23 protein-coding genes are annotated in these 22,239 nt (G+C 67.2%); 16 read left to right on the top strand and 7 right to left on the bottom strand.

Features of this window, described 5'->3' with window-relative positions; translation table 11 throughout:
- Nucleotides 1–48: 48 nt before the first annotated feature.
- The 4 genes from ACXAD2_RS20805 to phnF form a co-directional block, all read right to left on the bottom strand.
- Nucleotides 49–2,337: a methyl-accepting chemotaxis protein gene (locus tag ACXAD2_RS20805; protein ID WP_475174106.1), complete on the bottom strand. Its 2,289-nt coding sequence runs from the start codon at nt 2,335–2,337 to the stop codon at nt 49–51.
- Nucleotides 2,338–2,466: 129 nt separating this feature from the next.
- The gene (locus tag ACXAD2_RS20800; protein WP_475174099.1) at nt 2,467–3,465 is read right to left on the bottom strand and encodes a substrate-binding domain-containing protein; all 999 of its coding nucleotides are present in this window, start codon (nt 3,463–3,465) and stop codon (nt 2,467–2,469) included.
- A 152-nt stretch (nt 3,466–3,617) separates the two neighbouring features.
- Nucleotides 3,618–4,799 carry an alpha-D-ribose 1-methylphosphonate 5-triphosphate diphosphatase gene (locus ACXAD2_RS20795; protein WP_475174094.1) on the bottom strand — a complete coding sequence of 394 codons (1,182 nt, stop codon included), beginning with the start codon at nt 4,797–4,799 and terminating at the stop codon, nt 3,618–3,620.
- A gap of 41 nt (nt 4,800–4,840) precedes the next feature.
- A complete protein-coding gene (gene phnF, locus ACXAD2_RS20790) occupies nt 4,841–5,617 on the bottom strand; it encodes a phosphonate metabolism transcriptional regulator PhnF (RefSeq protein ID WP_475174088.1) in 777 nt (258 codons plus the stop codon).
- A gap of 114 nt (nt 5,618–5,731) precedes the next feature.
- On the opposite strand from phnF, the gene phnG reads away from it, so the two are divergent.
- From phnG to phnN, 8 genes are all read left to right on the top strand, one after another.
- Nucleotides 5,732–6,181 (top strand): phosphonate C-P lyase system protein PhnG, encoded by a 450-nt coding sequence (gene phnG, locus ACXAD2_RS20785; RefSeq protein WP_475174084.1) that lies wholly within the window; start codon nt 5,732–5,734, stop codon nt 6,179–6,181.
- Nucleotides 6,181–6,747, top strand: a complete 567-nt coding sequence (gene phnH, locus ACXAD2_RS20780; RefSeq protein WP_475174990.1) for a phosphonate C-P lyase system protein PhnH — start codon at nt 6,181–6,183, stop codon at nt 6,745–6,747. Before phnG ends, phnH begins: the two co-directional genes overlap by 1 nt.
- Nucleotides 6,747–7,838, top strand: coding sequence for a carbon-phosphorus lyase complex subunit (locus ACXAD2_RS20775; protein WP_475174078.1), 1,092 nt, complete (start codon nt 6,747–6,749; stop codon nt 7,836–7,838). Before phnH ends, ACXAD2_RS20775 begins: the two co-directional genes overlap by 1 nt.
- Nucleotides 7,835–8,227 (top strand): hypothetical protein, encoded by a 393-nt coding sequence (locus ACXAD2_RS20770; RefSeq protein WP_164178988.1) that lies wholly within the window; start codon nt 7,835–7,837, stop codon nt 8,225–8,227. The genes ACXAD2_RS20775 and ACXAD2_RS20770 overlap by 4 nt, the downstream gene beginning before the upstream one ends.
- A complete protein-coding gene (locus ACXAD2_RS20765) occupies nt 8,224–9,093 on the top strand; it encodes an alpha-D-ribose 1-methylphosphonate 5-phosphate C-P-lyase PhnJ (protein ID WP_475174069.1) in 870 nt (289 codons plus the stop codon). Before ACXAD2_RS20770 ends, ACXAD2_RS20765 begins: the two co-directional genes overlap by 4 nt.
- Nucleotides 9,090–9,860 (top strand): phosphonate C-P lyase system protein PhnK, encoded by a 771-nt coding sequence (gene phnK, locus ACXAD2_RS20760; protein WP_475174063.1) that lies wholly within the window; start codon nt 9,090–9,092, stop codon nt 9,858–9,860. Before ACXAD2_RS20765 ends, phnK begins: the two co-directional genes overlap by 4 nt.
- A 64-nt stretch (nt 9,861–9,924) precedes the next feature.
- Entirely contained in the window at nt 9,925–10,608 is a 684-nt protein-coding gene (phnL, locus tag ACXAD2_RS20755) for a phosphonate C-P lyase system protein PhnL (protein WP_475174058.1), read from the top strand.
- Entirely contained in the window at nt 10,605–11,174 is a 570-nt protein-coding gene (gene phnN / locus ACXAD2_RS20750) for a phosphonate metabolism protein/1,5-bisphosphokinase (PRPP-forming) PhnN (protein WP_475174052.1), read from the top strand. Before phnL ends, phnN begins: the two co-directional genes overlap by 4 nt.
- Here the strand turns inward: phnN and ACXAD2_RS20745 are convergent.
- Entirely contained in the window at nt 11,156–11,839 is a 684-nt protein-coding gene (locus tag ACXAD2_RS20745; protein WP_475174049.1) for a DUF1045 domain-containing protein, read from the bottom strand. The genes phnN and ACXAD2_RS20745 overlap by 19 nt on opposite strands.
- Before the next feature lie 73 nt (nt 11,840–11,912).
- Here ACXAD2_RS20745 and ACXAD2_RS20740 point away from each other — a divergent pair, with 73 nt between their 5' ends.
- Nucleotides 11,913–13,055, top strand: a complete 1,143-nt coding sequence (locus tag ACXAD2_RS20740) for an alpha-D-ribose 1-methylphosphonate 5-triphosphate diphosphatase (protein WP_475174046.1) — start codon at nt 11,913–11,915, stop codon at nt 13,053–13,055.
- Nucleotides 13,056–13,253: 198 nt separating this feature from the next.
- Here ACXAD2_RS20740 and ACXAD2_RS20735 read toward each other — a convergent pair whose 3' ends face one another.
- Together ACXAD2_RS20735 and mazG are read right to left on the bottom strand one after the other, a co-directional pair.
- Entirely contained in the window at nt 13,254–14,255 is a 1,002-nt protein-coding gene (locus ACXAD2_RS20735; protein ID WP_475174043.1) for a Fe(3+) ABC transporter substrate-binding protein, read from the bottom strand.
- An 89-nt stretch (nt 14,256–14,344) separates the two neighbouring features.
- Nucleotides 14,345–15,175, bottom strand: coding sequence for a nucleoside triphosphate pyrophosphohydrolase (gene mazG, locus ACXAD2_RS20730; RefSeq protein WP_475174040.1), 831 nt, complete (start codon nt 15,173–15,175; stop codon nt 14,345–14,347).
- 63 nt (nt 15,176–15,238) lie between these two features.
- Between mazG and ACXAD2_RS20725 the strand changes: the two genes are divergently transcribed.
- From ACXAD2_RS20725 to ACXAD2_RS20695, 7 genes are all read left to right on the top strand, one after another.
- Complete coding sequence (locus tag ACXAD2_RS20725; RefSeq protein WP_066101071.1) at nt 15,239–16,399, top strand: M20 aminoacylase family protein; 1,161 nt, start codon at nt 15,239–15,241, stop codon at nt 16,397–16,399.
- Between the two features lie 88 nt (nt 16,400–16,487).
- Nucleotides 16,488–17,654, top strand: a complete 1,167-nt coding sequence (locus ACXAD2_RS20720; RefSeq protein ID WP_475174036.1) for a M20 aminoacylase family protein — start codon at nt 16,488–16,490, stop codon at nt 17,652–17,654.
- Between the two features lie 5 nt (nt 17,655–17,659).
- Entirely contained in the window at nt 17,660–18,619 is a 960-nt protein-coding gene (speB, locus tag ACXAD2_RS20715; RefSeq protein ID WP_475174033.1) for an agmatinase, read from the top strand.
- A gap of 151 nt (nt 18,620–18,770) precedes the next feature.
- Nucleotides 18,771–19,178, top strand: a complete 408-nt coding sequence (locus tag ACXAD2_RS20710; protein WP_224903028.1) for a DUF1499 domain-containing protein — start codon at nt 18,771–18,773, stop codon at nt 19,176–19,178.
- Between the two features lie 99 nt (nt 19,179–19,277).
- Complete coding sequence (gene prfA / locus ACXAD2_RS20705) at nt 19,278–20,324, top strand: peptide chain release factor 1 (RefSeq protein WP_475174030.1); 1,047 nt, start codon at nt 19,278–19,280, stop codon at nt 20,322–20,324.
- Nucleotides 20,321–21,178, top strand: coding sequence for a peptide chain release factor N(5)-glutamine methyltransferase (gene prmC / locus ACXAD2_RS20700; RefSeq protein WP_475174027.1), 858 nt, complete (start codon nt 20,321–20,323; stop codon nt 21,176–21,178). The genes prfA and prmC overlap by 4 nt, the downstream gene beginning before the upstream one ends.
- A gap of 228 nt (nt 21,179–21,406) precedes the next feature.
- Complete coding sequence (locus ACXAD2_RS20695; RefSeq protein WP_475174023.1) at nt 21,407–22,201, top strand: DUF4167 domain-containing protein; 795 nt, start codon at nt 21,407–21,409, stop codon at nt 22,199–22,201.
- The last annotated feature ends 38 nt before the right edge of the window (nt 22,202–22,239 follow it).

Raw genomic sequence — 22,239 nt, 5'->3', positions numbered from 1 at the left:
CCACAGCGTATTGGCCTTGTGCGCGGCGGCTCTGGGGGGCGGGCTGTCTCATCCTGTCCGCAGTTCCGGTGCATCTGTTAGCTCCGGCGAGTGCGGTTCCGCCTCGCCGGTCCAATCGCCCTCGTCAGGCGCCCACCCGCTGGCCTCGCCGCGCAATTTGAAGCGTTCGATGTTTTGCCGCAGCCCTTGCGCCGTGCGCCGCAGTTCGCTGCTGGCGGCGGAGGTCTGTTCGAACATTGCCGCGTTCTTCTGCGTGGTCATGTCGAGCTCGCCCACGGCGCTGTTAAGCTCCGACAGGCCGGTCGACTGCTCGCGGGCGGAGTCTGCGATGGCCGTCACCCGTTCGGCGATGATGCGGATCGAGGCGATGATCTCCTTGAGCGCGCCGCCCGTGCGTCCGACCAGCCGGACCCCGGTCTGGACGTGCTCGGAGGAACTGGTGATCAGCGTGTTGATCTCGCGCGCGGCTTCCGAGGACCGCTGCGCCAGCAGCCGCACTTCGGAGGCGACCACAGCAAAGCCCAGCCCCGCATCTCCGGCGCGCGCAGCTTCGACGCCGGCGTTCAGAGCAAGCAGGTTTGTTTGGAAGGCGATGTCGTCGATCACTTTGATGTTGTTGGAAATCTGCTGAAATGAGGCTTCGATCACGCCAATTGCCTCGATGGTTTGGCGCACGACTTCGCCGCTGACCTGCGCATCTTCGCGGGCCTTGCCGACGATGCCGTCGACCTCGGCGGCGTTTTTCGCGGCCTCCGTGACAGAGGCGGTCAGTTGATCGAGCGCGGCGGCGGTTTCCTCGACCGTGGCGGCCTGCCGTTCTGTGCGCTGCCCGAGGTCCTCGGAGGCTTGCGCGATGTGATCGACATCATCGTTGATCGCCCCGGCGCTTTGCGTGACATCCAGCATGGCCTGCTGCAGCCGGTCGGTAGCGCGGTTGAAATCGGTTCGGAGCCGCTCGTAATCTTCGGGGAACTCTTGGGCGATCGAGGCGCCGAGGTCGCCCTCGGCCAGTCTGGCCAGCGCGTTCTGCAGGGTCTCGACCACATCGCTTTGAGCGCTTTGCATCGCGGCGCGCGTGGTTGCGCCGTCCTTCAGGTCATCGCGGGATTGGCGCAGATCGCGGCGCAAGGCCTCGAGCGCACGGGCAATGCGCCCGATCTCGTCACCGCGGCGTTGCGCGGGGATCTCGCTTTCGTAATCACCCGCCGCAACTTGGCCCATGGCGTTGGCGATCCGCGCCAGCGGACGCGCGAGATTGCGCGCGGCGAGCCAGGCAAGCGCGAGTGCCGCGATCAGCGCGATGGCCGTGCCACGCAGCAGCCGCTCGAGCAGGGCGCGCGGGCCGGCGGCGATGACCTCTGCGGGTTCGGCGGCGATCAGGGCCCAGTTGCGGCCCGCGATGCCCACGGGCTGATAGGCCGCGGTGTAGCTGCGCCCGTCGCTCAGGGTGATGTCTACGACGCCGCGCTGGCCCTCAAGGGCGGCATCGAAGGCGGGATTGGGCGTGCCTTGGGTGCCGATGGCGCTTTGCGCGCCGCCAAGCCCGAGGTGGCTGCGACGGGTGTGATCGCCGGCCAGAAGTTCGATTTCAGTGGTGGGCGTGCGGCCCGTTTCCATGGTCGTCAGATGAGTCAGAGCCTGATCGTCCACCTCAAAGACGAGGGCGGCGATCGTATCGCCCCATTCGTTGTGCAGCGGAGCCGCGAGATAGGCGCGCGCGCCCGCTTCGGTTGGAGCGAAGTCGCCGAAACCGAATGTGGCGTCGGGTGACAGCGCGGTACGCAGCGCGGTGCCGAGCCCGCCCTCATCCTCCGCGACATTGCTGGCGAACTCCTCTTGTTTCTGGACCGAGTAGATCACATCCCCAGCAGCCGAGACGATCATCAAATCCCGCAGACCCAGAGCCTCGAGCTGCGCGCGCAAGTCGGCGTGGAACTTTTTGTGAAACAGAGAATAGGCGGTGTGGTCTGCAGCTTCTTCGAGGTCGGCGCGGGCATCGGCGGGGTTAGGGTTATCGTCGATATAGGCGCGCCTCAGGTGTGCATTGGCGTCATCGCCGAGCGTTTTATAGGTGCTCAGAAACGCGGTGGCGGCGTCGATCACCAGCGGCTCGGCGGCCTTTTCTTCCAGTTCCTTGCGAGTTTCGTGAAACCAATCCTCGATCATCGTCGCGCGTGTTTCGGCGAGCATGCCGAGGCGGAACGACACCTCTTGGATCAGCTGCGCATGCGACACCTTATAGGCGATGGCCCTCGCCATGCCGAGACAGCCGATGGCGATGGCGATCATCAGGGCCGGGAGTTTTAGGGCGACCGAGAGGTTGCGCAGAAGGGCCATGGGCAAGCTCCTGTGGCTGCTGGCGGTAGTGGCGGTGCAAGGCGGCCGCTGTGGTGAGTTCAATCATGAAAGCCTGAAGAAGCGCCTAAGATTGTCCATCTCGTCGGGTTCTCATGCAAAAGACCATGGTCACTGCCCCATGACGAAGGGGGCCGACATCTTGGCCGCATTGGCGCGATCGATGAGCAGGCAGTCGAAAAGCTGCACTTCCTGCGGCTCGCGCGGGCTGCCGGTGCGGATGTAGTGATCGGCCTGATGCACCGCGTCTTCGGCAAAGACGGCGACCGGCTGCAGCACCGTGTAGGCCAACTCTCCTGATTGCACAGCGGCAACCGCGTCGGGCGAGCCGTCGAAGCCGCCGACAGTGACCCGGTCCAGAAGACCGGCCTCTTTCAGCGCGGCAATCGCGCCAAGCGCCATTTCGTCATTGCCCGCGATGATGCCGGTGATGTCGGGATGGTCGGCGATCAGACTGCGCGTTCGTTCGTAGCCCTGCGTGCGGTTCCAATTCGCGGTGGCCATGCCGGCGCGGGTGAGACCCTCGTACTGGCCGAGCACCGCGGCATAGCCATCGGAGCGAATGCCGGCATTGGGGTCGGACGCGGCACCGAGCAATTCGAGATAGCTGCCCTTTTCGCCCATGGATCGGAGCCAGCGCTGCGCGCCCATTTCGGCCCCCTGCGCGTTGTTCGACAGAAGCTGCGCCACCGCCAGCCCCTCGCGCGCGAGGCCGGAGTTCACCACGAAAACCGGCACCCCGGCGGCAACGGCGCGTTCCACCGCGGCGATGGTGCCGGAGGCATCCGCCGGGTCGAGGATGATGGCATCCACATTGGCGGCGATGGCGCTGTCCACATGCGCGGTCTCTACCGTGGTGTCACCGCCATGCGCAGCGACAATGGCGCGGTAGCCAAGTTCGGTCGCGGTGGCTTTTGCAACCTCTCCCTCGGCCGCCCAATAGGGGTTCTCGGGGTCGTTGACGATGATGCTGATCCGCCCCTCTGCCAAAGCGGCGCTGGCGCTGAGGCCGAACGCCAGCAGCGGTGCTGCGCAGAGCAGGGCGCGGCGGAAAAGTGAGGCAAGGGCGGGAGGGCGGCGGTGCTGTGAAAGACGCAGTTTGAGACGCATTGGGAGGGGCTCCTGTGCTAGGCGCGCGGTGCCCCTTCTGGGGCCGATGGGTCCCAGTGGTCTTACGGCAGGAGAGTTGAAGAATGGCTTAATGGCTGAACGGCTCAATGCTGGCGCAGGCCGCCCAAGGAGCGCTTACATGGGGCCTTCGGTCACTCGGCGGCGAGCCTCCGCCCCGGCAGCGCAGAGACCAGCCGTGCCCCGGCCTCGCCCGCGAGATAGGTGAGCCGCCCGCCGCTGACCGTCGCCTCGATGGCGCGGCTGCGGGCGTCCACCACGACAAAATCCGCGCGTTTGCCATGGTCGAGCGTGCCGCGATCGGGCAGCCCCATGATCTCGGCGGGCACGGTGGAGATCATCGCCCAAGCCTCGGGCAGGGTTTTGAGGCCCTTGTCCACCAGCGTCCAAGCGGCCTCGGCGAGACAGGGGTAGTGGTAGTCCGACACCAGCGCGTCGCAGAGCCCCTCGGCGATCAGATGGCGGGCCGAGACATTGCCCGACTGGCTGCCGCCGCGCACCACATTGGGCGCGCCCATCAGCACCGGATCGTTGCAGGCGCGGGCCAGTTTGGCGGCGCTGACGGTGGTCGGGAACTCGGCGATGCGCGCGCCGATCAGCCGGTAATATTCGCGCGTCTCGCCGTCGGGGTCGTCATGGCTGCCGTAGCGGATGTCATGGGCGTCGAAAAGCTCGGCCAGCGCGCAGAGATGGCGCGGCACCTCGCGCGAGGCGGCGCGGGCGGCGCGCAGCTTGGCGTGGAACTCCTCGGGGCTGCTACCGGCGCGGGCCGCCCAATGGGCCAGCTTCATCGGCTCGCGCTCGGCCACCTCCAGCGCCTCGGGCAGGTGATCGTTGAACACCACGTAATCCACCCCATGACGCAGCACGGCGGCGATCAGACGCGCCCGGGTATCGGGCATATGCGTCTCGCAGCGGATCTGCAGGCGCAGGTCGGTATGGGCGCGGGGGCGATAGGCGGCGATAGCGGCCATCATCTCTTCGGCGAAGTCCGGCCCCCGCATGCCGCCTTCCCAGCTCCAGCATTGCGCCAGCCACGCGGTGGTGATGCCATGGCTCGCCGCCTCGCGGTCGGTCGAGCGCAGCGCGGCGTCGATCGGAAAGGTGGCGCTGGGGCGCGGCGCGATATGGCGCTCGAACGTGTCGCCATGCAGGTCGATGATGCCGGGAAGGATCAGATATCCGCTCAGATCGACCTCTGGCAGCGGGCCCTTGGTGATCAGACCGTCCTCGACGACCAAAGATCGGCGCTGCATCCGGCCGTCTCGGAGAAGAGTTGCGCCGGTGAGGCGCAAGGGGGGAAGAAAGGTCGTCATGCAAATCACCCGCCGTGCCTGCTCTGGGGTTTTGGCAAGACCTACCTAATGTCTGTGTCACCGGCGTGACGTGGTGCCGCATCGCTGCTGTGCGGGGCGGCGGCGGTTTCTTCGTGGCTGACGGTGAGCGCCACGCGATCGCCGGCGAACCATGTGTGCCCCTGTTCCACCGGCAGCCCATCCGGGCCGAGGTTCAGCGCCACCGAGCGCAGCAGCGGCTCGCCCTCGCGCAGGTTGAGATGGCGCGCCTGCGTGGCCGAGGCGGCCTCGGCGGTGAGGCGGGTGCTGGCGCGGGTGTAATCGGCGATGCCGTGGCGGCGCAGCGCCTCGGTGACCGAGCGTGTCTCGCGCAGCGTCGCGTCGAGGCCGGGCAGGCGGGTGATCGGGAAATAAGAGGTGAAATGCGCCACCGGCGCGCCGCCCGCCAGCGAGATGCCCTCATGCACCAGCACTGGCGCGCCCGCGGGCAGCTGCAGAGCCTCGGCCTCGGCGGCATCCGCGGGACGGATTTCCATGCGCAGCGTGCGGCGGTCGGGCAAGCGGCCCGAGGCGCGGACGTTCTGGCTGAACCGCGTATGCCCGCCGATTGGATAGTCGAGCGGGGCCGCCCGCACGAAGACCCCGGCACCGCGCCGCGAATGGGTGAGCCCGCGCTCGGCCAGCGCCGAAAGCGCATGGCGCACGGTGTGGCGGTTCACCGCAAAGCGCGTGGCAAGTTCCGCCTCGGTCGGCAGCTTGTCTCCGGCGCGGTAATGGCCGCGGGCGATCTCGTCTTCAAGCGTGGTGGCGATGGTTTGCCAGACGGGGGAGCGGGGCATGAACGGACCTCTGTCACCGAAACTTCACGGGATGGCCTCTTGCCCAACTCGGGGCGTTGGGGCTATCACTTGTCTAGTTGTATAGTTATCTAGACAAATCGGAAAGATGTCCAGATGGAAACTCCCGAACAGGAAACCGAGGCGCGGCGGGGCTGGATGGGCCTGCTGGCGCGGGCCCCGGCGGAGCGGCTGGCGGCCCTGATGGACGGGGCGGCGCTGCCCCGCTTCGACTGGCTGCGCGTGCCCGAGACCGGCGGCGTGATGGTGCGCGGCCGCATGGGCGGCACCGGCGCACCGTTCAACATGGGCGAGATGACGGTGACGCGCTGCGCGCTGCGGCTGGGCAGCGGCGAGGTGGGCCATGCCCATGTGCAGGGCCGTGACCGGAGCCATGCCGAGCGCGCCGCGCTGGTGGATGCGCTGATGCAGGGGCCGCGCGCGGACGAAATGCAGGCGCAGGTCCTGACGCCGCTGGCGACCGAGGAAACGGCGCGGCGGGACGCGCGCGCGGCAAAGGCTGCGGCGACGAAGGTGGATTTCTTTACCATGGTGCGGGGCGAATGATGCAGGCTGATGTTCTGACAGGCGGATTTGCCGACGCCCCGGTCGAGGCGGCGCGCGCCTTCCGCGCGGCGCTTGACGCCATGGCGCGGCCGGGCCGGATCACGCAAGTGTCGGGTGCCGAGGCGCCGGGCCTCTCCACCGCCGCGGCGGTGCTGCTGCTGACCCTCTGCGACCGCGAAACGCCGCTTTATCTTGCGCCGGGCTGCGACAGCGAGGCGCTGAAGGGCTGGATCGCTTTCCACACTGGTGCGCCGCTGGTGCCCGCCGAAGAGGCGATGTTCGCGCTCGGGGCATGGGAGGCGCTGCAGCCGCTTGGCCGCTACCGGATCGGCAGTGCCGAATACCCCGACCGCTCGGTGACCCTGATCGTCGAATGCGCGGATCTGCGCGCCGACGGCATGCGGCTGACCGGGCCGGGCATCGAGACATCGGTAGGGCTTTCGCTGCCGGAAGTGGCGGCGTTTGAGCGGAATAATCTCCTTTTCCCATTGGGTTGGGATTGCTTCTTCACCTCATCTGACAAGCTGGCGGCGCTGCCGCGGACCACCAAAGTGGAGGCGCTCTGATGTATGTGGCTGTGAAAGGCGGCGAGCGCGCGATCGACGCCGCGCATGAGTGGCTGGCCGAGGAACGGCGCGGTGATACGGCGGTGCCCGAGCTGAGCATCCCGCAGATCCGCGAGCAGATGGCGCTGGCGGTGAACCGGGTGATGGCCGAGGGCTCGCTCTACGATCCCGACCTTGCGGCACTGGCGATCAAACAGGCGCGGGGCGATCTGATCGAGGCGATCTTTCTTGTCCGCGCCTACCGCACCACGCTGCCGCGGCTGGGGCATTCCGCGCCGGTGAACACCACCGAGATGCGCTGCGACCGCCGCATCAGCGCGACCTTCAAGGACGTGCCGGGCGGACAGGTGCTGGGGCCGACCTTCGACTACACCCATCGGCTGCTCGATTTCGCGCTGGAGGCCGAGGGCGCGCCGCCGCGGGCCCGCGTGGCGGAGCCGCGCCGCGAGGTGACGCCGCGGGTGACGGAGTTTCTGAACAAAGACGGGCTGATACAGGATGAGGTTCGCTCAGAAGATACGCCGCCCGACATGACCCGCGCGCCGATGGAATACCCCGCGGACCGGCCGCTGCGGCTGCAGGCGCTGACCCGCGGCGACGAAGGCTTCGTGCTCGGCATGGCCTATTCCACCCAGCGCGGCTATGGCCGCAACCATCCGTTCGTCGGCGAGCTGCGCATCGGCGCGGTGGAGGTCGAGATGGAGGTGCCCGAGCTTGGCTTTTCGGTCTGCATCGGCGAGCTGACCCTCACCGAATGCGAGACGGTCAACCAGTTCGCCGGGTCGAAGACCGAGCCGGCGCAATTCACCCGCGGCTATGGGCTGGTCTTCGGCCAGACAGAGCGCAAGGCGATCTCGATGGCGCTGGTCGACCGGGCGCTGCGCTGGGAGGAACTGGGCGAGGAAAACCTCGGCGCTCCGGCGCAGGACGAGGAGTTTGTTCTGGCCCATTCCGACAATATTCAGGCGACAGGCTTTCTCGAACATATCAAGCTGCCGCACTACGTCGACTTCCAGTCCGAGCTGGAACTGGTGCGCAAGATGCGCGCCGAGGCGATGGGCGCTGCAACGGTCAAGGAGGCTGCGGAATGAGCAAGGGTTATCACGGGGCGAAACTGCCCGCACTGCCGAAGGGGCAGGATTGGTACTGCGCGCTGGTCGAGGTGATCCGCATGCCCGACAGCGTGTCGCCCTTCTTTGAGGACGGCGATGACGAAAGCTCGCTGGCGGTGCTGTTCATCTGCCTCTCGGCGGGATCCCCGGCCGAGGTCGAGGTGCAGATCGCCGAACATATCGCCGAATGCGGCGGCGTGGCGGGGGTGATCGAGGACGTAAAGCTGATCTCCGGCCCGCTCGATCTGCCGCTCGACGAGGATGGCGCGCCCGACGCGGCGCTGCTGGAAGCCTTCACCGATCCCGAACTGGGCGACGAGATCGTCTGGGGCGAGGTCTATCTCTTTGGCGAGGAAGAAGAGGCATGACCGATCAGGCCTATAATTTTGCCTATCTCGACGAGCAGACCAAGCGGATGATCCGCCGCGCGCTGCTGAAAGCGCTGGCGGTGCCGGGCTACCAGGTGCCCTTCGCCAGCCGCGAGATGCCGATGCCCTATGGCTGGGGCACGGGGGGCGTGCAGGTGACGGCGGCCTGCCTCACCCCCGAGGACCGGCTGAAGGTCATCGACCAGGGCGCCGATGACACCACCAATGCCGTCTCGATCCGCAAATTCTTTGAGCGCACCGCCGAGGTGGAGACCACCGAACACACCGCCGAGGCGAGCGTGATCCAGACCCGCCACCGCATCCCCGAGCAGCCGCTCGAGGAGGGGCAGATCCTCGTCTATCAGGTGCCGATCCCCGAGCCGCTGCGCTTTCTGGAGCCGCGCGAGACCGAGACCCGCAAGATGCATGCGCTCGAGGAATACGGGCTGATGCACGTCAAACTCTACGAGGACATCGCCCATAACGGCGCGATCTCGACGGCCTATGCCTATCCGGTGAAGGTCGAAGGACGCTACGTGATGGACCCCTCGCCGATCCCCAAGTTCGACAACCCCAAGCTCGAAAGCGCGGCGATCCAGCTCTTTGGCGCGGGCCGCGAGCAGCGCATCTACGCGCTGCCACCCTATACGAAGGTTGTGAGCCTCGATTTCGAGGACCACCCCTTCGAGGCCAGCAAGGCCGACCACGCCTGCGACCTCTGCGGCTGCGGCACCAGCTACCTCGACGAGGTGATCACCGATGACGCGGGCGGGCGCATGTTCGTCTGCTCCGACACCGATTTCTGCGCCTCGCGGCAGGCTCATGGCCATCGTGGCGCGCTGTCCCCGCAGGAGGAACCCGCATGACCCCGCTGCTGTCTGTTCAGGGCGTTACCAAGCACTACGGCGCGCGGCTCGGCTGCGGCGACGTGAGTTTCGACCTCTGGCCCGGCGAGGTCATGGGCATCGTCGGCGAGAGCGGCTCGGGCAAGTCGACGCTGCTGTCGTGCCTGTCGGGGCAACTGGCGCCGGATGCGGGCAAGGTGGTCTTCGACACCCGCGCGAACGGCCCGCGCGACGTGCTCACCATGTCCGAGCCAGAGCGGCGGATGCTGGCGCGCACCGATTGGGCCTTCGTGCATCAGAACGCCCGCGACGGGCTGCGCATGGGCGTCTCGGCGGGCGGCAACGTCGGCGAGCGGCTGATGGCCGTGGGCGCGCGCAACTACGAAGATATCCGGGCGCAGGCGATCGACTGGCTGGGCCGGGTGGAGATCACCGAGGACCGTGTCGACGACCGGCCGCGCGCCTTCTCGGGCGGCATGCAGCAGCGCCTGCAGATCGCCCGCAACCTCGTCACCGGCCCGCGGCTGGTGTTCATGGACGAGCCCACCGGGGGCCTCGACGTTTCGGTACAGGCGCGGCTCTTGGACCTCCTGCGCGGGCTGGTGCGCGAGATGGGGCTTTCGGCGGTGATCGTCACCCATGATCTGGCGGTGGTGCGTCTGCTCGCCGACCGGCTGATGGTGATGAAGGGCGGGCAGGTGGTCGAGACCGGGCTCACCGATCAGGTTCTGGACGATCCCCAGCACGGCTACACGCAGCTGCTGGTGTCGAGCGTGCTGCAGGTATGAGACGCGCGGTGTCCGTGGCGCGGGCGGGATCTGCGTATTTGGAAAGAGAAGAAGGACAGAAGCGATGATCCGGATCTCGGACGTGTCGAAGAGTTTCGTGCTGCACAATCAGGGCAGCGCGGTGATCCCGGTGATGGAGGGCGCGTCGCTTTCCGTAGCAAAGGGGGAATGCGTGGCGCTGGTGGGCAATTCGGGCGCGGGCAAATCCACGCTGATGCGGATGATCTACGGCAACTATCTTGCCGGATCGGGGCGCATCATGGTGGGCGATGTGGATGTGGCGCGGGCCGAGCCACGCGAGATCCTGACGCTGCGCCGCGAGGTGCTGGGGTACGTCAGCCAGTTCCTGCGCGTGGTGCCGCGGGTGCCGACGCTGGAGGTGGTGGCCGAGCCGGTGCTGGCCGCAGGCGGCAGCGCGGCGGCGGGCGAGGCGCGGGCGCGGGAGCTTCTGGCGCGGCTGAACATTCCCGAGCGGCTCTGGAGCCTATCGCCGACCACATTTTCGGGCGGCGAGCAGCAGCGGGTCAATATCGCGCGCGGCTTTGCCCATGGCTTTCCGGCGCTGCTGCTCGATGAGCCCACGGCGTCTTTGGATGCCACCAATCGCGCGGTGGTGCTCGATCTGATCGAGGAAGCCAAGGCGCGCGGCGCGGCGATCATCGGAATCTTCCACGATGCCGAGGCGCGCGAGCGGGTCTGCGATCGCGAGATCGATGTCAGCGGCTTCACCCCGGCGCGGGCGGCATGACCGGCCCGGAGCATATGGCACCGGTCTTTGCCCTCGTCGGTCCATCGGGGGTGGGCAAGGACAGCCTGCTTGCCGAGGTGGCGCCGCGCGTGCCGGGCCTGCATGTGGTGCAGCGGGTGATCACCCGCGCGCCGGAGGCCGGCGGCGAGCCCTGCCTTGCGGTGACGCAGGAGGAGTTTGCGCGGATGCTGGAGGCGGGCGATTTCGCCCTGCATTGGGGGGCGCATGATCTGCGCTATGGCATCCGCTGGTCCGAGCTGGCGCCGCGCGCGGCGGGCCGCCCGGTGGTGTTCAACGGCTCGCGCGGGGCGCTGGAGCAGGCGGCGGACCTACTGCCCGAGCTTGAGGTGCTGCATGTGACCGCGCGCCCGGGTGTGCTGGCCGAACGGCTGGCGGCCCGTGGGCGCGAGAGCGCAGCGCAGATCGAGGCGCGGCTGGCGCGGGCGGCGCTGCCGCTGCCGCCGCAGCTGCAGCAGGCGCTCAAAGTGCATGAGATCGACAATTCCGGGCCGCTGGAGATCGCCGCAGCCCGGCTTGCGGCGCTGCTTCAGCCGGTGAGGGCGTAGCGGTGCAGCAGGTGGAACCGCCCGTCCTCGGCCTCGCCGAAGAGACACAGATCGCAAACCTCGAAAGGCTGCGGCAGCAGCGGTGTCAGCACCGGCGTCAGCACCTCGGCGACCGGCTCGGCCTCGCCGAAGGCCAGCTTGCCGGTGAGCGTGAGGTGAAATTTGAACTCCGCCATCACGTAGGGATAGCCCCAGCGCACGAGGTTGGCTTCTTGCGCCGGGCTCAGGCGGGCGCGGCGGCGGCGCTCCAGTTCCGCCTCGCTGGGCGGGGCGCGGTGCGAATCCAGCGCCGCGACAACCTCTGCGGCCAGATGCGCCAGCGGCGTGGCCTCGCCAAGGATGGTCAGCGCGAGGAAGCTGCCGATGCGGGTGAGCGCAAGGCCGGGCAGGGTGACGGGGCCAAGACGCGCCGCCAGCGCCGAGAGGTCCTCCTGCAGCGCATCGACCGGGCCGGTGAGGCGCATGGGCGGCTTCAGCGTGCCGTGGAACCCGTATTTGCGCGGGGTCTCGGTGATCTCGGCGACCGGGCGGGGCAGGCCCTGCAGCTGCGGATGCGGCACGGCAGAGCCGCTGGCCGGGTCCCACCCCAGCCAAGCGGCGGCAAACTCGGCCAGCGGCCCCGGGCGCGGGGCGTAATAGACGGCGTATCGGGAATAATTTTGCATGGCGCGCTTCATGACAGCGTCATGTCACAGATGCATGACGGCGCAAAGAGCGCCAACGAGAAGAGGTAGAGACATGGCACGAACCATCCTGAGCAACGCGCGGATCGTGCTCGAAGACGAGGTGATCACCGGCACGCTGGTGATGCAGGGCGGGCGCATCGAGGCTGTCGATGCGGGCAGCACCACCGTGGCGGGCGCGACGGATTGTGACGGCGATCTGCTGATCCCGGGTCTGATCGAGCTGCACACCGACAATCTTGAACGCCACATGCAGCCGCGGCCCAAGGTGAACTGGCCGCATGCGGCGGCAATTCTTGCGCATGACGCCGAGCTGGCCTCGGTCGGCATCACCACGGTGTTCGACGCCATGCGCGTGGGCTCGGTGGTGACCGACGGCAAGTCGAAATACGGCAAATACGCGCGCGCGCTGGCCGGAGAGCTGCTCGAGGCGCGCAGCCGCGATATGCTCAAGATCAGCCATTTCCTGCATCTGCGGGCAGAGACCTGCTCGGAGACGCTGCTCGAGGAACTGGCCGAGTTCGGCGGCGCCGACCGGGTGGGTATCCTGTCGCTGATGGATCACACGCCCGGCCAGCGGCAGTTCCGCGACATCGAGAAATACCGCGACTACATGTGCGGCAAGCATGGGCTCAGCACCGATGACTTCGACGCGCATGTGGACAATCTCACCCGTCTGCGCAGCGAGCTTGGCGCGGCGCATGAGGCGGGCGCGGTAGAGGCGGCGCGGCGCCTCGGTGCGGTGCTGGCGAGCCATGACGACACCACGCCCGAGCATGTGCAGGTGAGCCGCGGCTACGGCGTGCGGCTGGCCGAATTCCCGACCACGGTCGAGGCGGCGCGGGCCTGCAAGGCGGCGGGCATCGCGGTGATGATGGGGGCGCCGAACCTCATCCGCGGCGGCTCGCATTCGGGCAATGTGGCGGCGGAGGAACTGGCGCGGCGCGACCTTCTGGACATCGTCTCGTCCGATTACGTGCCGGCGGCGCTGATGGGCGCGGCCTTTCTTCTGGCTGATCTCTGGGATGACCTGCCGCGCGGGATTGCCACGGTCAGCCGGGCGCCCGCCGCCGCCTCGGGGCTCGACGACCGGGGCAGCCTTGCGCCGGGGCTGCTGGCCGATGTGGTGCGGGTGCGGCGGATCGAGGGTCAGCCTTGCCTGCGCGGCGTCTGGAGCCACGGCCGCCGCGTGGCGTGACGCGCGGGATATGCGTATTTGGAAAGAGAAGAAGCACCGGGCGCGCGGAATGTCCTTCTTCTCTTCGGAAAATACGCCGGGGGTGAGGCGCGCAGCGACGAGGGGGCAGCGCCCCCTCAGCAGGCCCGCCGATGGCGCAGCGCATGAAAAAGGGGCCCCGCGGGGCCCCTTCTTGTCCGGTGACGGTGCCCGCCGCGATCAGCCGTCGTAATCGACCTCTTCGATCAGCCGCAGCGCCGCGCCGCGCTGCTCTGCGAGGGTCATCAGGTTGGTGTCGTCGGCGGTGAAGCTGCCCCAGCCCGTGACCAGACCATCGGCCTCGGTGCCGGGCGCGATCGGGTACTCATAGTTGGCATGGGCATAGATTTCCTGCGCCTCGGGCGAGGTCAGATATTCCATCATCTTCAGCGCGTTCTCTCGGTTCGGCGCGGATTTGGTCATCGCCACGCCGGAGATGTTGACATGGGTGCCGCCGTTTTCGAACTCCGGGAAGAGCACGTTGACCGAATTGGCCCAGTCCACTTGCTCGGCATCGCTCAGCATCTGGCCCATGTAGTAGGTGTTGCCGAGGCTGATGTCGCATTCGCCAGCCCAGATCGCCTTGACCTGCGCGCGGTCATTGCCCTGCGGGCGGCGCGCGAGGTTGGACTTCAGGCCGGTCAGCCACTCTTTGGCGTATTCCTCACCGTGGTGGTGGATCATCGCCGCCACCAGCGCCACGTTGTAGTCATGGGTGCCCGAGCGGGTGCAGATACGGCCTTCCCACTTGGGATCGGCGAGACCCTCATAGGTGGTGATCTCCGACGGATCGACCCGGTCCTTGGAGGCGTAGACGATGCGCGCGCGCGTGGTCAGGCCGAACCATTGGCCCTCGGGGTCGCGGTATTGCTCCGGCACGTTCTCTTGCAGAACCTCGCTCTCGACCGGCTGGGTCACGCCCGCCTGCACGGCCGCGGCAAGGCGCGAGATGTCGACGGTGAAAATGAGATCAGCGGGCGAGCGGTCGCCCTCGGCCACGAGGCGCTCTTCGAGGCCCTTGTCGATATAGGCCACATTCACGTCGATGCCGGTGGCTTCGGTGAAAGCGTCGGTCAGCGGCTTCAGAAGCTCGGGCTGACGGTAGGAATAGAGATTGACCTCTTCGGCCAGCGCAGGGGCGGCAGTGGCGATAAGGGCAAGGGCGGTTCCGAAGCGCAGCATGAGTCTCCTCCAACATGCAGATCAATTGACCGGGGGTTAAATCTGACCGAAACGCTCGGGTCAAGTTGCCGGTTTGCGTCAGTGCTATTTTACTCGGCGGCCTTACGCGCTTTCTCTTCGGCCTTGGCCGCATCCCAGAGCGCGTCCATCTCGGCCAGATCGCTGTCCTCGGGGCGCTTGCCTTGCGCCTCCAGCGCGGCCTCGATGGCGCCGAAGCGGCGGGTGAACTTGGCGTTGGCGCGGCGCAGCGCCTGCTCGGGATCGATGTCCATGTGGCGGGCGAGATTGGCCATGACGAAGAGCAGATCGCCGAACTCTTCTTCGGCGTGATCGGGATCGGTGGCCTCGCGCAGCTCCTGCGCTTCCTCGACGATCTTGTCGATCACCTCGTCGGTCGAAGGCCAATCAAAGCCCACGCGCGCCGCACGTTTCTGCAGCTTCACCGCGCGCAGCAAGGCGGGCAGCCCCAGCGCCACGCCGTCGAGCACGCCCTTTTCCGCCTTGGCGGCCCGCTCGGCGGCCTTGATCTTCTCCCAATCGGCGGTCTGCTGCTCGGGGGATTTGTCGTTGCTCTCGGTGCCGAAGACATGCGGATGGCGGAACACCATCTTGTCGGACATGGTGTTGGCCACATCGTCGAAGCTGAACAGCCCGCGCTCTTCGGCCATCTGCGCGTGGAACACCGACTGGAACAGCAGGTCCCCGAGCTCGCCCTTCAGCTCGTCCCAGGCCTCGCGCTCGATGGCGTCGGCAACCTCATAGGCCTCTTCGATCGTGTAGGGCGCGATGGTGGCGAAATCCTGCTCCAGATCCCACGGGCAGCCGGTCTCGGGGTGCCGCAGGCGGCGCATGATCTCCAGAAGGCGGGGCATGCCGCCACGTTCATCATGGATCAGATCGGCGCTCGGATCGCTGGTCATGGACATCTCCGCTATATGGGTATTTTACCTTGTCCTGCTTCAAAGACCTTCAGGAGTCCACCCATGCCCATCGTGAACCGGATCGCGGATTACGCCGACGAGATGCGCACATGGCGCCGCCATTTGCACCAGAACCCCGAGCTGAGCCTCGATTGTCACGAGACGGCGGGGTTTGTCGTGGCGCGGCTGCGCGAGTTCGGGATCACCGAGATTCATGAGGGCATTGCTCAATCCGGCGTCGTTGCGATCATCGAGGGGCAGGGCGAAGGGCCGGTGACCGGGCTGCGCGCCGACATGGACGCGCTGCCGATGGACGAGGAGACCGGCGCCGAGCACGCCAGCCAAGTGCCGGGCAAGATGCATGCCTGCGGCCATGACGGGCATACGACGATGCTGCTGGGCGCGGCGAAATACCTGTCGGAGACGCGCAACTTCGCGGGCAAAGTGGCGCTGATCTTCCAGCCCGCCGAAGAGACCATCGGCGGCGGCCGCATCATGGTCGAGGAAGGCATCATGGAGCGCTTCGGCATCTCCGAGGTTTACGCCATCCACACCGACCCGTCGCTGCCCTTGGGCACCATGGCGACCACCAAGGGCCCGATCATGGCGGCGGTCGATGACTTCGAACTGGTGCTCACCGGCAAGGGCGGCCATGCGGCGCATCCCGATCTCTGCATTGATCCGGTGCCCTGCGCGCTGGCGATCGGTCAGGCGCTGCTGTCGGTGCCGTCGCGCAATGCCGATCCGCTGAAATCGCTGGTGGTCTCGCTCACTACGGTGCAGGGCGGTTCGGCCACCAATGTCATCCCCGAGACGGTGCGCATGGCAGGCACGATCCGCAGCTTCGATCCCGAAATCCGCGCCATGGCCGAACGCCGCCTGCACGAGATCGTCGAGGGTCAGGCGCGCGCCTATGGCGTCAGCGCGGCGCTGGACTTCCAGCCGAACTATCCGCCGACCGTGAACCACGCGCGGCAGACCGAGTTCGCCGTGGGTGTGGCGCAGGGCGTGGCGCCCGAGGTGCTGGACGAGATCGCGCCCTCGATGGGGGCCGAGGATTTTTCCTACATGCTCGAAGCGCGGCCGGGGGCTTTCCTCTATCTCGGGCAGGGCGTGGGGCCGTCGGTGCACCACCCCAAGTTCGACTTCAACGATGAGGCAGCCCCGATCGGCGCGTCGTATTTCGTGAAACTGGTGGAGTCGCGTCAACCCTTGCGGGCGTGAGGGTTTTCGGCCTTTCATGGCGCCAAAGACCGGGCCCCCTGTCCCCGCGGGGACAGGAGGCCCGGACCAGCACCAAGGAAAGACCGCAATGCCCGTGATCAACTCCATCGCCGCCGAGGCTGAAACCCTCAAGGAATGGCGCCGCTTCCTGCACCAGCACCCCGAGCTGCTTTATGATTGCCACAAGACCGCAGCCTTCGTGGTCGAGAAGCTGAAGAGCTTTGGCATCACCGAGATCCATGAGGGGATCGCGCAGTCGGGCGTCGTGGCGATCATCGAGGGCCGCGGGACGGGGCGCACCATCGCGCTGCGCGCCGATATGGATGCGCTGCCGATGGACGATCTGTCGGGCACGGAGTACGCGTCAAAAGTGCCGGGCGTGGCGCATACCTGCGGCCATGATGGCCACACCACCATGCTGCTCGCCGCCGCCAAATACCTTGCCGAGACGCGCAATTTCTCGGGCCGTGTGGCGCTGATCTTCCAGCCTGCCGAAGAGGGCGGCGGCGGTGCCAAGGCGATGATCGACGAAGGCATCATGGACCGTTTCGACGTGGCCGAGGTCTATGGGATGCACAATGCGCCGGGCGATGCGCAGGGCCATTTCCTGACCACTGCAGGGCCGCTTCAGGCCTCGGCGGATGAGTTCCGCATCGACGTGTCGGGCAAGGGCGGGCATGGCGCCTCGCCGCAGGATTGCATCGACCCGATCCCGGCGGCGGCGGGCATCGTGCAGGCGATGCAGACGATTGTCAGCCGCAACGTGAACGCGCTCGACCGGCTGGTGGTCTCGGTGACGCAGATCCACGCGGGCACCACAGACAACATCATCCCCGCGACCGCCTATCTGACCGGCACGGTGCGCTGCTTCAGCACGCCGACCCGCGATCTGGCCGAGACGCGCATCCGCGAGATCGCCAAACTGCAGGCCGAGGTCTATGGCTGCACCGCCGAGGTGACCTACCACCGCGGCTATCCGGTGACCGAGAACCATCCCGAACAGGCGGCTTTCGCCGCGCAGATCGCGCGCGAGGTGGTGGGGGCCGAGAAGGTCGAGGACGATTGCGATCCGATCATGCCCGCCGAGGATTTTTCCTACATGCTGCAGGCGCGGCCGGGGGCGTATCTCTTCCTCGGGCAGGGCGACACCTTTGGCTGTCACCACCCGCAGTATGACTTCAACGACGATATCGCGCCCATCGGTGCGAGCTTCTTTGCGCGGCTGATCGAGACCGCGCTGCCGGTGCAGGAGTAACCCAGATGGCTCTCGAAGACGCCAAGACCCAGATCGACCATGCCTTCACTCGCGAAGAGCTGAAAGGCCCGAGCTTTGAGAATGTGTTCGGCGGGGCCGCCTCTTTCCTGCGCCGTCGCTACACCAAGGATCTGTCGGGCGCCGATGTGGCGGTGACCGGCGTGCCGTTCGATCAGGCGGTGACCAACCGCACCGGCACGCGCTTTGGCCCGCGGGCGATCCGCGAGGCCTCGCTGCTGCAGCCCTGCGATGCGCCCTATGGCTGGGGCTATGACGTGCTGTCGGAGTTCGCCATCGCCGATTACGGCGATCTGGCCTTTGATTACGCCAATGTGCCCGCCTTTCCGGGCACGCTCGAGGCGCATATCGCGGGCATCCTCGCCACCGACACGGCGACGGTCACGCTGGGCGGCGACCATTCGATCACCCTGCCGATCCTCAAGGCCTATGCCGCCAAATACGGCCCGCTGTCGGTGATCCAGTTCGACGCCCATACCGACACTTGGGCAGACGATGATTTCGGCCGGATCGATCACGGCACCTTCATGTATAAGGCGGTGAAGCTGGGGCTGGTGGACCCGAACCGCTCGGTGCAGATCGGCATCCGTACCGACAACCCCGACACGCTGGGCTTCAACATCATCGACGCGCGCGAATTGCACCGCATCGGCCCCGAGGCGGCGGCGGCACGGGCGCGCGAGATCGTGCGCGGCCATCCGGTCTATCTGACCTTTGACATCGACGCGCTCGACCCGGCCTTCGCGCCAGGCACCGGCACGCCGGTCTGGGGCGGGCTGTCGAGCCATCAGGCGGCGGTCTGCCTGCGCGAATTGGCGGGGATCAACATGGTCGGCGGTGACATCGTCGAGGTCTCGCCGCCCTTCGACACCAGCGGCGCGACGGCCATCGCCGGGGCGCATGTGGCGACCGAGCTGCTCTGCCTCTGGGGCTGGACGCGGCGCTGAGCCAAGGCACCCGCGCGGGGCCTCCTCCCGCGTGGGCACAATCCCGCGAGCAGCCGTGTTCGGCCTTTGATTGCGCGCGGGAATCGTGAAATCAGAAGCAACCCGCCGCGGCGCGCGGCGGGCACGGAATGGAAAGGAACACGTGGTGCGCATGGTATTCTGGATCATCATCCTGCTTGTGGTGGCCGGTCTGGCCTGGATTCGCCTCGCGCCGTCGGACCCATCGGTGTGGAACGTCGACCCGCAGGTGACCGCCGATCAGGATCTGGCCAGCGGCGTGCGCCGCCGGATCGCCGGGTCGGAAGAGACCTTCGAGGCGCTGCACCGCATCATCCTTGAAACCCCGCGCACCGAGGTGCTTGCCGGCAGCCCGGGCGAAGGCCGCGTGACCTATGTTTCGCGCTCGAAATGGATGGGCTTTCCCGATTACACCACTGTGCAATTCGTCGAAGACCACCTCGAGCTTTACGCCCGCCAGCGCTTTGGCCAGTCCGACATGGGCGTGAACAAGGCGCGGGTGGACGGCTGGCTGGCCACGCTCGCCGGGCAGCAGGGCTGACGCCAAGCTCCTTGCAAGGAGCTTGCAAATCTCTTGCAAGAGATTTGTCTGGCGCCGCGCAGACTTGACCCGGACGTTGCAATGGGGAAAGGAAAGCGGATGATCCCCGCTGACCGACTTCACCAGATCCGTGACCGTTTCGAGTATGTCCAGGCCTGCATGGCCGAGGGGCGGGGCGATATTGCCGCGCTGGGACGCGAATATGCCGAACTCAAGCCCGTGGTCGATCAGATCGCCGAATGGGAAACCCTGCAGGCCGATCTCGCCGAGGCCGAAGAGATGCTCGCTGATCCCGAGATGAAGGCGCTGGCCGAGGAAGAGCTTCCTACCCTGCGCGCACGGCTGCCCGAGGCCGAGCATGCGCTGCAACTGGCGCTGCTGCCGCGCGATGCTGCCGATGCGCGGCCCGCGATCCTCGAGATCCGCCCCGGCACCGGCGGCGACGAGGCGGCGCTGTTTGCCGGTGATCTGGCGCGCATGTACCAGCGCTATGCCGAGGCGCGCGGCTGGCGCTGGGAGGTCATCGAAGAGCAGCTTTCCGAGCTTGGCGGCATCAAGGAACTGGTGGTGCGCATCGAGGGCGAGAACGTCTTTGCCCGGCTCAAGTTCGAAAGCGGCGTGCACCGCGTCCAGCGCGTGCCCGAGACCGAGAGCGGCGGGCGCATCCACACTTCGGCGGCCACCGTGGCGGTGCTGCCCGAGGCCGAGGCGGTGGACATCGAGATCAACCCCAATGACATCCGCATCGACACGATGCGCAGCTCGGGCGCGGGCGGCCAGCACGTCAACACCACCAATTCCGCCGTGCGCATCACCCATATCCCCACCGGCCTTGTGGTCACCTCCTCCGAGAAGTCCCAGCACCGCAACCGCGAGATCGCGATGAACGTGTTGCGCGCGCGGCTGTTCGACATGGAGCGCCAGAAGGCGGATGAGAGCCGCGCCTCGGACCGCAAGGCGCAGGTCGGCTCGGGCGACCGCTCGGAGCGCATCCGCACCTATAATTTCCCGCAAGGGCGCATGACTGACCACCGTATCGGGCTGACGCTCTACAAGCTCGAAGCGGTGCTGGGCGGCGATCTTGATGAGATCATTGACGCGCTGACCGCCGATGCGCAGGCGTCCATGCTGGCGGAGATGGCATGAGCGGGGGCAGCACTGGCTCGCAGCTTCTGGCCCGCGCCACCGCGCGGCTGGTCGAGGCAGGCGTGGCCGACCCCGGGCGCGACGCGCGGCGGCTGCTGGCGCATGTGCTGAAAGTGCCGCCGGGGCGGCTGACGCTGTTTCTGCCCGAACCTGTCGCGCCTGAACACGCGGTGCTCTTCGATGCGCTGATCGACCGCCGCGCGGCGCGGGTGCCGGTGTCGCATCTGACTGGGCGGCGGCAGTTCTACGGGCGCGAGTTCCTCGTCAACTCAAGCGTGCTCGATCCGCGCCCCGAGACCGAGATTCTGATCGAGGCGTCGCTGTCGGAGCCCTTCACACGGGTGCTCGATCTGGGCACCGGCTCGGGCTGTATCCTGCTGACGCTGCTGGCCGAACGGCCCGGCGCCACGGGAATCGGCACCGATCTCAGCGCGCAGGCGCTCGAGGTGGCCTTCTGGAACCGCAACGCGCTGCAACTGGAGCCGCGCGCCGCGCTGGCGCAGGGCAATTGGTGGGGCGCGCTTGGCGATGCGCCCGAGACCTTCGATCTCATCGTGTCGAACCCGCCCTATATCGCGCTGACCGAGATGCCGGGGCTGGCGCCCGAGGTGCGTGATCATGAGCCGCGCATGGCGCTGACCGACGAGGGCGACGGGCTGGCGGCCTATCGCGCGATCGCGGCGGGGGCGGCGACGCATCTGGCGCCGGGCGGGCGGCTGCTGGTCGAGATCGGGCCGTCACAGGGCGCGGCGGTCGCAGACCTTTTCCGCGCCTCTGGGCTGGTTGACGTTGCGGTCATTGCCGATCTCGACGAGCGTGATCGAGTGGTTACGGGGCGGCTGCAAGCGCTTTGAAACCACGTTTCGGCGCATTTCCGGCGAAATTCTCATATTTTCCGAGATTTTCCCTTGTCAGCCCTGCCTCGAAATGATTAGCAGTAGGGGTCGGAGCGGTGGATGCCTCACAGCGGTCCCGCCCGACATCAACCCGACATTGGAGTGATCACGGGCATTGACGGCGCCACATCAGGCGCAGCGCCGAGGTCACAGGGACAGTCAGACACAAGGCTGATAGCAGACAAGATGCGATCCTCGAAATCCCGCTCGCGGTCGAAGAACAACCGCAACCGCAACACTCTTGGGAACGTCGTCAACCGCGTGTTCGACAGCTCGGGCCCGGAGGGCAAGGTGCGCGGCACGCCGCAGCAGATCATCGACAAATACAACCAGTTGGCCCGCGATGCGGCGCTCGGCAACGACCGCGTTGCTGCCGAGAACTTCCAGCAGCACGCCGAGCACTATATGCGCCTGCTGTCGGAAGCGCAGAAGGAAGCCGACCAGCGCCGCGAACAGCAAGAGCGCGAGAACCGCGAGCGTCAGGCACAGCGCGACCGCGACCGGTCCGACCGTGACCAAAGCCGCGACCAAAACCGTGGCGAGACCCGCGACGGTGGCAACCAGCAGGGCAATGGCGGCCAGACCCACGGCAACCAAAGCGGCGGCAACCAAAGCGGCGGCAACCAGAGCGGCGGCAACCAGCCAGCGCAGGGCGATGCCGGGCACGAGCCCAAGGCGCAGCAGCCCGAGGCGGAAACCCAGAGCCTGCCGGGCCTTGGTGATCAGCCGGACGTGCTGGGCGGTGCATCGGATGACGATGATGACAACGGTCTCGTCGAAACCCCGGAAAGCCGCGCCGAGAGCAAGCCCAAGCCCAAGCCGCGCACCCGTCGCAAAAAGCCCGAGGGCGAAGAGGCGGTTAAACCCGCTGACGCTCCGGCCGAGCAGGCCGAGGAAAAGCCCAAGCGCACCCGCAAGCCGCGCAAGAAGGCCGAGGATGCGCCCACCGATGGCGCGCCCGCGCCCGACGCGGCGGAGTGATCCGCGCTGGATGAGTTTTGAAAGGCCCTGCCGTACGG

It is taken from the genome of Salipiger sp. ABN3_019, from assembly GCF_056158605.1.
Note: the sequence above shows the minus strand (reverse complement) of the source record. Positions and strands in the feature narration are given on the sequence as shown.

What these genes read in the sequence shown, in the direction of transcription:
- ACXAD2_RS20805 (WP_475174106.1), bottom strand. Translation starts at nt 2,337, where the DNA reads ATGGCCCTTCTGCGCAACCTCTCGGTCGCCCTAAAACTCCCGGCCCTG.
- ACXAD2_RS20800 (WP_475174099.1), bottom strand. Translation starts at nt 3,465, where the DNA reads ATGCGTCTCAAACTGCGTCTTTCACAGCACCGCCGCCCTCCCGCCCTT.
- ACXAD2_RS20795 (WP_475174094.1), bottom strand. Translation starts at nt 4,799, where the DNA reads ATGACGACCTTTCTTCCCCCCTTGCGCCTCACCGGCGCAACTCTTCTC.
- phnF (WP_475174088.1), bottom strand. Translation starts at nt 5,617, where the DNA reads ATGCCCCGCTCCCCCGTCTGGCAAACCATCGCCACCACGCTTGAAGAC.
- phnG (WP_475174084.1), top strand. Translation starts at nt 5,732, where the DNA reads ATGGAAACTCCCGAACAGGAAACCGAGGCGCGGCGGGGCTGGATGGGC.
- phnH (WP_475174990.1), top strand. Translation starts at nt 6,181, where the DNA reads ATGCAGGCTGATGTTCTGACAGGCGGATTTGCCGACGCCCCGGTCGAG.
- ACXAD2_RS20775 (WP_475174078.1), top strand. Translation starts at nt 6,747, where the DNA reads ATGTATGTGGCTGTGAAAGGCGGCGAGCGCGCGATCGACGCCGCGCAT.
- ACXAD2_RS20770 (WP_164178988.1), top strand. Translation starts at nt 7,835, where the DNA reads ATGAGCAAGGGTTATCACGGGGCGAAACTGCCCGCACTGCCGAAGGGG.
- ACXAD2_RS20765 (WP_475174069.1), top strand. Translation starts at nt 8,224, where the DNA reads ATGACCGATCAGGCCTATAATTTTGCCTATCTCGACGAGCAGACCAAG.
- phnK (WP_475174063.1), top strand. Translation starts at nt 9,090, where the DNA reads ATGACCCCGCTGCTGTCTGTTCAGGGCGTTACCAAGCACTACGGCGCG.
- phnL (WP_475174058.1), top strand. Translation starts at nt 9,925, where the DNA reads ATGATCCGGATCTCGGACGTGTCGAAGAGTTTCGTGCTGCACAATCAG.
- phnN (WP_475174052.1), top strand. Translation starts at nt 10,605, where the DNA reads ATGACCGGCCCGGAGCATATGGCACCGGTCTTTGCCCTCGTCGGTCCA.
- ACXAD2_RS20745 (WP_475174049.1), bottom strand. Translation starts at nt 11,839, where the DNA reads ATGCAAAATTATTCCCGATACGCCGTCTATTACGCCCCGCGCCCGGGG.
- ACXAD2_RS20740 (WP_475174046.1), top strand. Translation starts at nt 11,913, where the DNA reads ATGGCACGAACCATCCTGAGCAACGCGCGGATCGTGCTCGAAGACGAG.
- ACXAD2_RS20735 (WP_475174043.1), bottom strand. Translation starts at nt 14,255, where the DNA reads ATGCTGCGCTTCGGAACCGCCCTTGCCCTTATCGCCACTGCCGCCCCT.
- mazG (WP_475174040.1), bottom strand. Translation starts at nt 15,175, where the DNA reads ATGACCAGCGATCCGAGCGCCGATCTGATCCATGATGAACGTGGCGGC.
- ACXAD2_RS20725 (WP_066101071.1), top strand. Translation starts at nt 15,239, where the DNA reads ATGCCCATCGTGAACCGGATCGCGGATTACGCCGACGAGATGCGCACA.
- ACXAD2_RS20720 (WP_475174036.1), top strand. Translation starts at nt 16,488, where the DNA reads ATGCCCGTGATCAACTCCATCGCCGCCGAGGCTGAAACCCTCAAGGAA.
- speB (WP_475174033.1), top strand. Translation starts at nt 17,660, where the DNA reads ATGGCTCTCGAAGACGCCAAGACCCAGATCGACCATGCCTTCACTCGC.
- ACXAD2_RS20710 (WP_224903028.1), top strand. Translation starts at nt 18,771, where the DNA reads ATGGTATTCTGGATCATCATCCTGCTTGTGGTGGCCGGTCTGGCCTGG.
- prfA (WP_475174030.1), top strand. Translation starts at nt 19,278, where the DNA reads ATGATCCCCGCTGACCGACTTCACCAGATCCGTGACCGTTTCGAGTAT.
- prmC (WP_475174027.1), top strand. Translation starts at nt 20,321, where the DNA reads ATGAGCGGGGGCAGCACTGGCTCGCAGCTTCTGGCCCGCGCCACCGCG.
- ACXAD2_RS20695 (WP_475174023.1), top strand. Translation starts at nt 21,407, where the DNA reads ATGCGATCCTCGAAATCCCGCTCGCGGTCGAAGAACAACCGCAACCGC.